At 36.7% G+C, this 13,341-nt stretch carries 9 protein-coding genes and 1 pseudogene; 7 read left to right on the top strand and 3 right to left on the bottom strand.

Annotated elements, in window-relative coordinates; all coding sequences use genetic code 11:
• Both B4F08_RS06965 and B4F08_RS06960 read right to left on the bottom strand, forming a co-directional pair.
• Positions 1–383, bottom strand: a 383-nt coding sequence (locus tag B4F08_RS06965) for an Arm DNA-binding domain-containing protein (RefSeq protein WP_291373924.1), incomplete at its 3' end; no start/stop codon positions are given.
• A gap of 564 nt (positions 384–947) precedes the next feature.
• Positions 948–1,384 (bottom strand): annotated as a pseudogene (locus B4F08_RS06960) (transposase); the annotation flags it as partial.
• 398 nt (positions 1,385–1,782) lie between these two features.
• Between B4F08_RS06960 and acuA the strand changes: the two are divergent.
• From acuA to acuG, 4 genes are read left to right on the top strand one after another with little or no spacing between them, the layout of a single operon-like run.
• A complete protein-coding gene (gene acuA, locus B4F08_RS06955) occupies positions 1,783–2,367 on the top strand; it encodes a thin pilus major pilin AcuA (protein ID WP_291373923.1) in 585 nt (194 codons plus the stop codon).
• Positions 2,368–2,389: 22 nt separating this feature from the next.
• Positions 2,390–3,097, top strand: coding sequence for a thin pilus assembly periplasmic chaperone AcuD (acuD, locus tag B4F08_RS06950; RefSeq protein ID WP_291373922.1), 708 nt, complete (start codon positions 2,390–2,392; stop codon positions 3,095–3,097).
• A 27-nt stretch (positions 3,098–3,124) separates the two neighbouring features.
• Positions 3,125–5,677 (top strand): thin pilus assembly outer membrane usher AcuC, encoded by a 2,553-nt coding sequence (acuC, locus tag B4F08_RS06945; protein ID WP_291373921.1) that lies wholly within the window; start codon positions 3,125–3,127, stop codon positions 5,675–5,677.
• Positions 5,678–6,727 (top strand): thin pilus adhesin subunit AcuG, encoded by a 1,050-nt coding sequence (gene acuG, locus B4F08_RS06940; protein ID WP_291373920.1) that lies wholly within the window; start codon positions 5,678–5,680, stop codon positions 6,725–6,727.
• Between the two features lie 757 nt (positions 6,728–7,484).
• Here acuG and B4F08_RS06935 read toward each other — a convergent pair.
• Positions 7,485–8,411: a helix-turn-helix transcriptional regulator gene (locus tag B4F08_RS06935; protein ID WP_291373919.1), complete on the bottom strand. Its 927-nt coding sequence runs from the start codon at positions 8,409–8,411 to the stop codon at positions 7,485–7,487.
• 313 nt (positions 8,412–8,724) lie between these two features.
• On the opposite strand from B4F08_RS06935, the gene B4F08_RS06930 reads away from it, so the two are divergent.
• From B4F08_RS06930 to B4F08_RS06920, 3 genes are read left to right on the top strand one after another with little or no spacing between them, the layout of a single operon-like run.
• On the top strand, positions 8,725–10,911 hold the full coding sequence (locus tag B4F08_RS06930) for a TonB-dependent receptor (protein ID WP_291373918.1): 2,187 nt from the start codon (positions 8,725–8,727) through the stop codon (positions 10,909–10,911).
• Between the two features lie 34 nt (positions 10,912–10,945).
• Positions 10,946–12,169: an MFS transporter gene (locus tag B4F08_RS06925; protein ID WP_291373917.1), complete on the top strand. Its 1,224-nt coding sequence runs from the start codon at positions 10,946–10,948 to the stop codon at positions 12,167–12,169.
• Positions 12,170–12,205: 36 nt separating this feature from the next.
• Positions 12,206–13,333: a siderophore-interacting protein gene (locus tag B4F08_RS06920; RefSeq protein WP_291373916.1), complete on the top strand. Its 1,128-nt coding sequence runs from the start codon at positions 12,206–12,208 to the stop codon at positions 13,331–13,333.
• Positions 13,334–13,341: the final 8 nt, after the last annotated feature.

The following is a 13,341-nucleotide window of genomic DNA, read 5'->3' as shown; positions in this document are numbered from 1 at the left end:
AAACTTGTGGTCACATGTCTACGAATTTCACTTTGTGAACTTGCTTTAAGCGACCTTTCTTTAATGTAAGAGTCGCAAACTTCGCGCAACGTAATAGACATTAATGCATGTGCTTTTGCCTGCGCTGTTGGGCTTGTACCCATACGCATTGTGCGTAAATGCTCGCGGGCAATATCACGTGCTTGGTCAGGGGCAAAGACACCATACTGCCCGATAGTAATACGCTCCGAGCGACCATTAACACGGTTTTGAACAATAAAGCTAACACGACCTTTCGGGGTAACTCGAATACCGAAACCTTTTAATTCAGTATCCCATTCAAATTTATCTTTGCTAATTGGTGCAGGGTATTTGTCGATGAAGCTCTTAGTCAACTTAGGCATGATAGAACTCCTCACCGACATTGTAGTTGGTGATAAATGTAGTATGATTCATTTGTTGATTCCTAGTAGGGATATAACCACAGGCAAGGGCTATTGGCGTAGTCGCTTGCCTTTTGTTTGCACTGTAACTCGTAAGCAATTTGTAAGCGATACAGGGAAAGCATAAACAAGCTACATAAAACAAAATATAGCTTCAAGGCATTGTTTTGTAAAGGAATGTATGGCTTACTAAATGTTAATAAAGCCTAGTAAAGTGTAAGTCCCAATAACTTGAAAACCGACGAGGGTGTGAGTCCTCCGTGAGTTCGAATCTCACCGCTTCCGCCAAATTTTGAAAAAGCCCTTGTATTTGCAAGGGCTTTTTTCTTGCTTAAGGTTTTACCTCTCAACCTACCCCTCATCAAATTTTGAATTGACTCAAGCCTCAAAACAACAAAATAAGACAGAGCAAGACGGCTAGTTTATTTGGTATAACTTATTCTCAAGTTATCCGAGTCAGATTTGGTATTATTCTTTTAGAATGAATAATCAAGATTTTTATTGTAGAAACAAATGTTAAGAAGTTTAGATTTCCCTAAACCATCCCAACTGCGTCGATAACAATTTGCCTATTTTCCATATCTTTCTGCCTAAATGCTTAATGATTTTAGCCATTTATTTCGCTCTAATGAATGAGTCCTTGTATATTTGCAAGGCATCGCATTGTTTCTTGGCGGAATCACTGCATGTGTTTGTCGATCCCAAATGACCTGTCGAAAGGATTTTGTGTCATAAGCACCATTAGTATAGATGGAGTCAATCCTTTCATTATTTTGAATTTGATCAAGCGAATTTATGAACATTTGTGAATTACTAACATTATTTGTCGTGAGCGAAACAGCACATATTTGCGGGGTTTTAGTATCTATACCGATATGAAGTTTACGCTATTGACGACGATATTTATTTTGATGTTTTTTTGGCTTCTATTTGACATTATCTAAAAATTTCAAACCAATAGATCTTCTATGAACAGTATACGGCTCATAGAACAAGACCAATTTATTCTGCGGTAGATTTTTGATGAAGCTTATGTAGCTAAGCATTATATTGCTGAATAAACCTTTAGACATAAGTTTGTGAAATAAAGATTTTATGAATTAAAAAATTAAGTTTTGATATCAATGTTTTGGAAATAAAAGAGCCTAAAAAACATATTTTTTTTAACACTTATATGAAAATATGTGTTTCATTTCACATAAACATAGATATTATGTAGAGGTAATGAAAAAAAGATTTGTTTTATTGTAAGTGTGTCAAGTTTGTTTAGAAGTGAAATTTAAAATACAAAGCAGAACTTTTTCAATCATTACATAAATTTTTCTGTAAAAAATTCGATTGATTTAAAAAGGTTTTAGTGATGAAACGATTTAATTTAGCTTTACTTGCAACAACTTTATGTGCTGCTGGTGCAACAACTTCTGTTTTCGCTACTGATGGTACGATTACGATTAATGGTCGAGTGATTACTAGTACATGTACTTTAACGGGTAGTGGTACGGCTGGTACTGGTATTCAAAATGTGACAGTGACACTTCCAACAGTACCGAATTCAGTATTTGCGGCAGCAAATAGTTCAGCTCAGGCAACTAATTTTAATTTATCACTAACGAATTCTGCTGGAACTGCTGCATGTGATGCAGTCACCATTGCGGGTTTGCAAGGGATTACTTTGGGTGGACCTACGAATGCAAGTCAATATGTAAGTGGTGGTACAACTCGATTGGTTAATACTGTTTCAGGATCAACAGTAAATGTCCAACTTAAATTGGCTTCAGTATCTTCACCAATTGATTTTGCTTTAACGAATCAATTGACAAATAGTAATGCTACTAGTACGACAAGTGGTATTTGGAATATGCAAGCACAGTATTTTTCTCCTTCAGCAACACCTACTGCTCAACAAGTAAATTCTGTTGTTAATTATATCTTGAACTACAACTAAGCGTTTGGGTATGAGGAAAAATATGCGTAAGTTCAGTTTTATTCTTTCGATATTCTTGATTAGCCATTATACAAATGCTGGTGTAAGTATAGATGGTACTCGCATTATTTTTCCTTCCAATGCTAAAAGTGTTAGTGTGCAATTACGTAATGAATTTGCAACGCCAGCCTTGGTTCAGACATGGATTGATCAGGGCGATATGGGAACTATACCCGCAGCTGATCAAATTCCTTTCGTACTTACTCCACCTTTATCTCGTGTTGAGTCTAAAAAAGGGCAGATTATCCGGATTATACCTACAGGTTCACCCACATTACCTCAGGATCGTGAATCCTTGTATTGGTTTAATATGTTGGATATTCCACCCGAAGATCCAGCAAATGAAAGTAAGAATGTACTGACTTTTAATGTGCGCAGTCGAATTAAACTGTTTTACCGTCCGACTAGTTTAAAAATTTCGTCCGATAAAGCTTTTGCCAGTGTTCGTTACAACTACAATAACAGTACTCAATCTGTCACTTTGGATAACCCAACGCCATATTTTGTCACAGTCACTAAAGCGGATTTTAAAAATCAAAATCAAACAGCAAGCTATACCGCAGATGCCGTTATGCTGGCGCCTTTTTCACAACAAACATTGAATAAGTTTCAGTTGAAGTTTCAGCCTGATCAAATGAGTTATACAATTATTAATGATTTAGGTGGAAATCAGACTTTTGAGGTGAAATAAATAACCACTCACTGAGTATTTAACGGTATGAAAATCAGATATTCAAGTAGTTTTCTATTGCTTATTCTTCTTGTAAGCAAATCTTATGCTTCTTCCGAATTGGATATTTCTGGTCAAAATCCGGATAAAATATTGGCTCAAAATAATAAAAATATTTTAACGTTTAGTTCTTCTTCACTATTTGGAGGGCAAAATCAAAGTGTTGACTTGTCGATATTTCGTAGTGCGAATTATGTTGCTGAAGGTACTTATATTGTAGATACAACAGTCAATGATCGTTCGATTGGCGAGCTAAAACTATTATTTAAGCATTTGGATGCAAATCCCACCGCAGTTTTATGTATTGATACAGATATGTTAAAACGTTTGGATTTGCAGTCACACTATTTGAATTCTCTGACTAAAAAAGACTGCTTGACCATTAAAGATGTTAGTCCAGATGCATATTATGATTTTGACCTATCAACTCAAAAAATAGCGATTTACATCCCGCAAAAATTTGTTGTAGATCGACCTAAGGGCTACATTGATCCTGCGCTATTTGATTCAGGTATTACTTCTGCTTTTGTTGGTTATAATGCCAACTTCAACCAAAATGATCAGGAAGACAGTAAATATTTGGCTTTAACAGCAGGATTAAATCTAAATGGTTGGTATTTTCGTCATGCAGGGAATTTTGACTCGAAGGATTCTGGTTTAGGAACGTATCGCTCCTATCAAAATGTACTTTATCGTGATATCACCGCGATAAATGCGCGTATAAGTAGTGGGCAGTTTAATACATCTAGCTTACAAACTGAAAGTTTACCAATTGTGGGAGTACAACTCGCTTCAGATTTGTCGATGTTACCTTGGTCTATGCGTAGCTACGCACCAGTAATTGAAAATGTTGCCAATACCAATGCGCTGGTCCGGGTTTTTCAAAATGGCCAAAAAATCTATGAGAAAACAGTTCCCGCGGGCCCATTTCGTATTACTGATTTAACTTCTTTTGCTTCAGGAGTGATGACGCTAGAAATTACAGAGAATGGTGGCGAGAAGAAAACCTATATTATCCCTGTGCAAAATAATATGAATTTATTAAAGTCTGGACAAAAGACATTTAGCATTGCACTTGGGAATTATAAAACTATTGAAAAATTGACAGATGACAGTGTGTTACAGGGTAGTTATAACTATGGGTTAAATAACTATTTAACATTGTTGAGTGGAATTAATTTAACTGAAGATTATCAGGGTGTATTACTAGGGGCAGGCTTAAATACCTTTTTTGGTGGGGTAAGTATTAAGGCAAATGCAAGTTCTGCTACATGGCAGGATCAGGACTATAATGGTCAAAAAGTTGCGTTGGATTATTCTTATTATATGCCTGTATACAAAATGAATTTTTATGCAAATGCGCAAACTCAAACACGACATTATTTTTCGGTATCTAATTTACTTTCTTATAAAAATTACGATGATTTAAATCAAAATGAGTTAAATGATTTATATTTAACTGCTGATTTAAAAAATCAGATCAATTTCAGTTTAAGTAAAAGCTTCGATAACCCAAGAATAGGTGCGTTTAGTGTAGGGTTTTTAGTAAGTGATTATTGGGATAAAGATAATAATAGGTACCAATATAACTTGAGTTATGGCAATTCATGGAAACGCTTGTCTTATTCGATTGGATTTTCTCAAACTAATTATAAAGAGAATAATTTTGACAAGGATCAAAGTGTTTATGCTAGTCTCTCTTTGCCTCTTGACTTTCGAAAGTCTAATCTCAACCTTAACTCGACTTATCAGCAGGGTGAACAACAAGGACGCGATAGCGATAGCTTTGGTACTTATTTGTCTGGTACGGCAGGTCATAATAACAATCTTAACTTTGGTTTAGGGGCAACTTCCAATCGTTATGATGGCAGCACCAATACCTCATACAATGCCAATGTAAACTATCTATTGCCTTATGTGAATTTAGGGGCAACGGTGTACCATGCTAATCAAGATACCCAATATTCAGTTTCAGCACAGGGTGCAATTGTAGTACATCCTTATGGTATTACAGCAACCAATACTGCAGCAGATACTTATACTATTATTCATGTTGATCATGGTGCTGGTGCAAGTATTGACAACGCATGGGGGATAAAACTTGACCGTTGGGGAAATGCAATTTATCCAAATGCTTTAGCCTATTCGATCAATACGATTTCGATCAATCCAGATCAATTGCCGCCTGAAATTACTTTGGATGGTAACCAAGCTCAAGTTATTCCGCGTATGTATAGTTCAACTCTTGCGACGTTCAAGGCGAATCAACAAAGCAATATTTTAATGCGTATTCATGGTAAAAACATACAACAATTTCCGATGGGAAGTCGTATTGAAACATCAAGTGGTCAGTTAATTGGTTTGATGGGACAGTCAAATCAATCCTTACTTACTCATGATATTCGTGATTTAAAAGAACCTTTAAAAGTTGTATGGGGGGATCAGTTAAAACAAAGCTGTAGTATTCCTATAACAGAGTTTGGTTCAATCGTTAAGAAAAAGAATAGTCAATTAGATATTCTTAATGTGGAGTGCCATTAAATGTATAAGAGAATAGCGCTAGTCATAATGTGTCTATTGGCTTTTGCCTCCAAAACTCATGCAGTCTGTACGGCCAGAACAAACCCTGTTAACTTTGCTGCAAATTTAACCAAAGCGCACAGTGATAATGCTTATCTACAGCTTGTATCTCAAACTATAGCTGCGTCATCACCGCAACCGATTGATTCATGTAGTGGATCAGGTCCGAGTACTTTCACCATGAATGGGGGAACTGACTTAATGACCAGCAGTACGATTTCCAAAGATGGTTATACCTATTATCAGATTCCCTCTGCTAAAATTACTCCATCAGCAGCCTCAGCAAATATTAAAGTCTATATCGCTTTTAGCGTTAAGGATAATCAGACTACTGCAGCAGACTTCTGGATCAATAGCCCAACGGCCTCTTATGTAATCTATAATGGGAGCAGTGATACACGTGGTTTGAGGCTACAAGATGTTCGGCTATTAGTATCGGGTTTGGGAAATACAGCAGGTACCTATACGATTTCCAACTTAAAATTAGGTAATTTTTCAGCAAAAGGTTCTAGCAGTACGATTGCAACTACAGAGATCGTATTAACTAACACTACGTTTCAAATTACAAAATCTACCTGCGTAATTAATAATGGTTCAGCGATTAACGTCACTTTACCCACTGTGCCGAGTAGTAGCTTTACTGCGGCAGGTCAAACAGTCGGAGATACGACATTTACTGTAAGTGTCACTGGTTGTGGGAGTGGTGATGCCAGTAAAACTTTAGTTGCTTTGTTAACTGATAATAATAATACGACCGTAAGTAATATCAGTGGATTATTAAAAAATACTTATTCTACTAATGTGTCAGTTCAAATTACTGACAGTGCAGGAAGTGCTTTACCTATTGCACCGAAAAATATTGATAGTTCAAGCAGCTTTTTTAGTTTCGGAACCATTGATTCAGGTGGTACGGTTTCCAAAGCATTTAAAGCGCGTTACTATTCTAATGTCGCAGCTGTAACAGCTACGTTAGTTCAGGCACAGGCTACTATTACGCTGATATATAATTAAACAGAGAATGAAAGGTTTTTAATTTTTGCTATTTGATGTGTTTGGCTTCATGACCAAAGGTTTATACGCAATGACTAATTAGACAATCTTTATAAAACCAAGAAATATCAATTTAGGTAGAATCAGATATTTTTGAGTTTTAGGATTATAGTTGCACAAGTATTTAAAATCTGAAGGTATCTAAATTTACCGAATTGAATACATGAGAAGCATAGCCTCGCAGGGAGGTATGAGGTCTATTCAACTCCGTTGATAACAACCTAGCCATTTTTCGGTATTTTCCTGACTAAATGGTTAATTATTATTAATAATTCATTTCGCTGTAATGAGTGAGTTATTGTATTTTTCCAGAACTCAGCATTTTTTAGTGGAATAACGGCATGTTACTGATAAGATTTTCAATATGTAAACCTGGTTTTTAATTTAACTAAAATATAATAATGTTGAAATATTCATGGAAATAACAGGTCTATATTTTTTCATTGATTTCATAATTATAAGGTTTAAAAAAAACTCAGTTAAAATTAAGATTAAATACATTTAAATGTGGTTATATGGTTTGAGATTTTTATAACAATAAGTTGTAGAGCAGATGAGATTATTTGAGTGCGAATTTTATTTTAAATTTTATAGCTGATAAATATAAACGTGTGTGTTGATTTATGTTGTATAGATAAATTATATCGAGTCAATTGACTCATTATCATGTTGTTTTAGCGCTATTGTTGTCATTCTTTTGAGTATATATCCAGTCATTTTAAAAATGATAACCAAAGTGCTGCTCAAAAACTTGTTTAAAATATTGTGTGCTACTGTAGCCGATTTGGTTGGCTACGTTGTCTAAAGAAACACCTTCTTTTAATAATAATTGGGCATGTTTCATTCGAACATCACGTAAAAAATGGCCGATGGTTTGCCCTGTATATTGTTTAAATAAGCGTTTTAAATCACATTCATTAATTCCAGCTTGTTTAGCCAAAGTACGAATCGTAATTTTCTTATCAAATTGGTTTTCTAATATAAAGATACTCTTTTGAATGGCGAGAGGGAGTGAATTTTCTTTAGCGTTTTTATGCAAAATTAAACTTAATAATTCAAGCGCAGCACCTTCGAGGTGCAGTAAATCTATTGAACTCTGTGCAGGAGCTAAATTGAGTAAATAATGTGCCTGATGCAAAATATCTTTATTGGGAATATTACATGTCTGTATTGTGGGTGAGGACGGGTCTAAAAAGAAACGTGTTACATCGCAATCTCGGATGTTTGATGTAATCATTTTCAACATGGTTTCATTAAAATCTAAACTAATGAGAGACATCATTTTCTGAGGTTGTAAGTAGATCGTCTGTAAGCCTAAATTCCCTTTGCGTAGAATAATCATTGGTGAATGGATTTCATATTCCATTTTATTTTTATGATTTTGAATATGATGAGTGCCAGAAAGTAACAAGGTTAAGCCGAAAGAATGAAGAGACGCTTCGGCACTCATGGTCAAAGGTTGGGTTAGCCAATATTTACCTTTACCTACACAGAGCTTACCGAAATCATAGAGCTCACTATAACCTTCACCATCAGATGGATTAAAATGATTAAGTTGGTGGTTGGGCAACTGAGAATGAGCATCCAAAAATATATTGCCCACTTGTTCTAATACCGATTTATGAGAATCAATGTAGATCGACATCCACAGCGCTACTTTAAATTACAAATGATAATTATTTTCATTTTAACGATGGGGATTGTCAATCCTTAATTGATGGGTATATAGGATTTAAGCCCCAATTTTTCTGTAACGTAATCGGTGATTGAAACCGATTATGATTAAAAAATAATGTATAGCTTTGCAATCAAGTTTAAATCCTGCGGTTAATTTTTATATTAAAAAACAGACACTTTCCCAATTCTGTAAACATATTTCCAATATTATTTTTTATTGAGAATGATTCTTGATAGTATTCCTCAACTTTCAAATACACTTGTCCCGTTTAAGGTGAAAAATGAATACAGTGTTTCAGGTAAAAAGATCCATGTTGTCTTTGAGTATTGCATTGTTATTAACCCAAAATGTGGTTGCAGGGGAAAGCATAGACATCCAAGGGGAAAAAAACAGTCAAGGCGCGAGTCAGTTAGCAACGATTGTGAGTTCGGCCGTTTCTGAAAATGAATTGGCAAGTGGTCAAGTAAGTAAAAAAAGTCAGATTGGGATTTTAGGTGAAAAAGAGGCATTAGATACACCATTTAGTATCACGAGTTATACCTCAAAATACATAGAAGATCATCAGGCGAAAACGGTTGCAGAAGCACTACAAAGCGATCCTTCTGTACGCACTGTAATGTCCTCAAATGGTCTGGGAGAATATTTTAATATTCGTGGTTTATATACCCAAAGTCATGAACTGGCATGGAATGGTGCTTTTGGCTTAGTCCCTCATAATCGTGTTCCAACTGAGTTTTTAGATCGTGTCGAGGTGTTTCGTGGCACCAGTGGGTTGTTGTATGGAATGTCATTAGGCGGGGCTGTTGGAGGGGTTATTAATGTGGTGCCAAAACGTGCAACAGATGATCCGATCACACGATTAACGACCACCTATTCTTCAGATTCGAACTTAGGGGCGCATGTCGATATTGGCCGACGTTTTGGTGAAAACAATGAGTTTGGTCTACGCGTGAATGCGTTGAAATCGCATGGCGATACGGCTTTGGATGGTCAAACTGAAGATCGACGTTTAGGTTCGATTGCTCTAGATTATCGCGGGGAAGATTTACGTGCGTCTTTAGATATTTATGATATTAAGGAAGAGCTATCAGGCGCTATGCCCTTAATGCTGTCTTTTGCGTCATCTAATATTCCTAAAGCACCCGATGCGTCTATTAACACGATGCCAGGTTCATACGGTGTTACAGAAACAACGGCTGCAATTGGTCATGTTGAATATGACTTTGTAGATGATTGGACGGCTTATCTAACAGCAGGAACTAAGCACCAAAAAGCACATGGTTATATGGCGAATAATGCACTTGGTATGAATGCTCAGGCCAATGGCAACTATACGGCTGTTTCTCGAAGTACAGCAAATGTAACCGATGTCGATTCGGCTGAAGTAGGGATTCGTGGCCATTTTGCGACAGGGAATATTAATCATCAGTTGGTTTTGAGTGCCAATGTGATTGATCAAGATGTGCATATGGGTCTTTCGACCAAAAACGCAGCTGGTACAGCAGCAATGTGGTCTTCAAATATCTATTCTCCATCTACCCCTGCTGCATTAGCAGTAACTCCAACGTATGTTCCTAAAACATCAGATGTCACTTTAACTAGTGTTGCACTCGCAGATACTCTTTCATTTAAGGATGATAAATATCAACTTATTCTTGGACTTCGTCACCAACAAGTTAAGTCTCAGAGCTTTAGCATTAATGATGGAAAACCTGTAGAAGGCTCTGCATACAATAAAAATGAAATCACTCCAGCAGTCGGTTTTGTTATTAAACCATGGAATAACTCAGTGGCATTGTATGGTAACTATGTTGAGGGTTTATCGCCTGGGGAGTCAGTGACAGATACGACTGCATCCAACTATGGAGCAACACTTGCACCGTATAAATCGAAGCAATATGAGCTTGGTACGAAATGGGACAGTGGGACTTTTAGAAATACCTTAAGTATTTATCAGATTACGAAACCGCTGATCATGGGTGATTCTCTAACGAATTACTACAGCATGAGTGGAGAACAGCAAAACCGAGGCGTGGAGTGGACTACAGCGGGCGAGCTCCGTGACAACTTACGAGTTTTAGGTGGCGTGGTGTATATGGATGCAGAGCAAGCCAAAACAACACAAGGAAAATATGATGGAAATGATGTCTATGGCATTCCACATTGGCAGTCGAATTTAGGTTTTGAGTGGGATGTAAATCAGTTACAGGGGCTCACCTTAACTGCAAATACGATATATACAGGCAGTATGTATGTTAATGCTGCAAATACACAAAAGCTACCAAGTTGGGCTCGTTTGGATTTAGGGGGACGTTATGTAACGTCACTTGCAAATCGAAAGGTCACGTTTAGAGGTGGAGTAGACAACGTTTTTGATAAACAGTATTGGGCAGGTGTTTGGAATGGTGCTTTTGTTTCTGTAGGTCAGCCACGTACTTACAAGCTTTCAATGCAGTTCGATTTTTAAAATCAAAATCATTCTCAACATTGGAAAATTGTTTATGAAAGCAAATACGAAGCCTTGGCCACTTTTGATTAGTGTATATACCACGCAATATATTGGTATCGCTTTTATGATTTCTGCCACATTTGCCATTTTGAGGCAAAGTGGTATTGCACTCGATAAATTGGCATTAATGAATTTAATTGCACTTCCAATGTTGGGCAAAGTTTTATATGCACCATTTATTGATAGTTTCCGTTTTTTCTTTCAGGGGCAGTATCGTAGTTGGCTTATTCTTGCTCAGATGTGCATGACTCTACTATTGTTGATTTGTGGCATATTGGATATTCATAAGCAATTTAGTGTGATCTTAATTCTGTTTATTGTTTATACCTTGTTTATGAGTATACAGGATGTCTCAATTGATGGATTAGCATGTAAAATTTTTAGTGCACCTGAACGCCAATTTGCCAATAGTATTCAATATGCCAGTAATTTATTGGGCAATATTATTGGTGGCGGTCTATTACTCATTTTATACCCTTGGTTGCAGTGGCAAGGAGCCTTATGGTTATTGGCTGGGCTTACGGCAATGACATGGTTCCAGCTTATTTTCTATTCAGAACCTGAAAATAAATGGGAAAACCCGCATCAAGGTATAGGCCCTCAATTTAAGAGCCTATGGACGCAACTTAAGCTCTTTTTAATCCAACATCGGCTTTGGTTTTTCCTACTGTTTTTATATCCAATCGGTTTTACTGCTGTGTTTGGCATTCTAAATCCGCTGTTGGTCGATGCAAAATGGTCTATGGCTGATATTGGTTTTGCGACCAAAGTATTTGGTTCGATGATCGGTGTCATTTCTGCTTTTCTCGCCACAGTATTCATCAACAAATTAAAGCGTAAAGCAGCACTTATCACTTTCACCTTATTACAGGGTGGGACACTTTTATTATTCATTCCATTAACTTTAGGGTATACATCTAAGGCTTTGGTTTATCTGGCTATTTTTGGATATTTTATTGCTAACCCCGGCTTAATGGCGACCTTATCTACATTGATTATGGATCGCGCATCAACTATGCCAGCTCGAGCTACATTCTTCAGCTTACAGTTAAGTCTAATTGTATTTATGGGCTTTGCCTACTCAGCGATGGGGCTCATGTTAGCCCAACATTTTGGCTACACATTTGTGGTGGTCATGACCTTTGTTTGCGCAGTAATCGTAGCAGGACTGGTATGGAAACTATTACCCAAGAGCTCTCCAGAATTGACGATTTGAAGCAGAGATTTCTTTAGGCATATTTAGGCAATTTTTATGAAACATTACACCACGATACAAGATCAAGATCGTAAGCTCGATATTATGGATCATGTGAACCAAGATCATAGCAAAGAGCTTTTAATTATTGCTCAAACCTATGGTAAAAACGATCAAATCAGTAACGCCACAATTGCGGATATTTATGAAGAGGGGATTTTGCTACATATTCAAGATTTGACAGGAGAGCAACCGCTTTTTGTTGAGTTTGAATTAAAAGGTGATCTTGAGGAGCAAATTTTATATTTAGCTTATAACTCTTTTGCAAAACAAAAAATTGAGTTTAGTCATAACGCACGCCAATTTTTTGAGGTAATTCAAAAAGAGCAAGTCAGCAAGAATATGACACGCTTGACGATTAAAAGTCAGCGAGCATTACCGCGATATTATGCAGGTTATGCTTATGGATTTATTTTAAAGGCTTTAGAGAAAGTCCCTGTGCTATCCCCAAAAAAGTCGAATAAAAGTGGACGCTTAAAAAATGCGTTTGATCATGGTTTTTTATGGCTCATTAAGCATCTTTCTAGTCCAAAGCGTCAGAAATTATTGGAATCTATGAATAAAGACATTCGTTTGTACACGTTACGTCAGGCTTTTAGTCTAGATCAGCAAACTGCAGATTTGCATTATGGTTATGTCGATATTTTTACACATGGTCGCAGCCCTGGAAGTCTATGGGTGGAACAACTACAAGCAGGCTCATTAATTTCAAGTCGAACAGAAACAGATGATAAACATGAGCATTTACTTGAAGGACAAACGGTCTTAATTGCGGATGAGACTGCTTACCCAGCTTTGGCTGGTATTTTAGATTTTTGGTCAAATCCTATTCACCCAATCATTATTTTGTTATGTGCAGATGAAAAGGATCTTGAATATTTTCAGACATTTACTTTCCCTGAGCATTGTACGCTTAGAACCGTCGTTGGTACTTTAGAGCAGCAGGCGGATGAAACAATCCTAATACTTCAGGCATGTCCGCAGATTGATGCCGTATGGGGAGCAATGGAAAATAAAGTTGCCAAAACAATCCGTCATTATGTACGTAATGACCTAAATCTACAGGGTAAAAATAATCATATTAAAGGTTATTGGCGCTTTCAAACGAACGCACGTATTCAGTGATTTTTAGC

The sequence above is a fragment of the Acinetobacter sp. UBA6720 genome (assembly GCF_002454215.1).
Classification (GTDB): domain Bacteria; phylum Pseudomonadota; class Gammaproteobacteria; order Pseudomonadales; family Moraxellaceae; genus Acinetobacter.
Note: the sequence above shows the minus strand (reverse complement) of the source record. Positions and strands in the feature narration are given on the sequence as shown.

Coding starts and splice junctions, on each gene's coding strand:
- acuA (WP_291373923.1), top strand. CDS start 1,783: ATGAAACGATTTAATTTAGCTTTACTTGCAACAACTTTATGTGCTGCT.
- acuD (WP_291373922.1), top strand. CDS start 2,390: ATGCGTAAGTTCAGTTTTATTCTTTCGATATTCTTGATTAGCCATTAT.
- acuC (WP_291373921.1), top strand. CDS start 3,125: ATGAAAATCAGATATTCAAGTAGTTTTCTATTGCTTATTCTTCTTGTA.
- acuG (WP_291373920.1), top strand. CDS start 5,678: ATGTATAAGAGAATAGCGCTAGTCATAATGTGTCTATTGGCTTTTGCC.
- B4F08_RS06935 (WP_291373919.1), bottom strand. CDS start 8,411: ATGTCGATCTACATTGATTCTCATAAATCGGTATTAGAACAAGTGGGC.
- B4F08_RS06930 (WP_291373918.1), top strand. CDS start 8,725: ATGAATACAGTGTTTCAGGTAAAAAGATCCATGTTGTCTTTGAGTATT.
- B4F08_RS06925 (WP_291373917.1), top strand. CDS start 10,946: ATGAAAGCAAATACGAAGCCTTGGCCACTTTTGATTAGTGTATATACC.
- B4F08_RS06920 (WP_291373916.1), top strand. CDS start 12,206: ATGAAACATTACACCACGATACAAGATCAAGATCGTAAGCTCGATATT.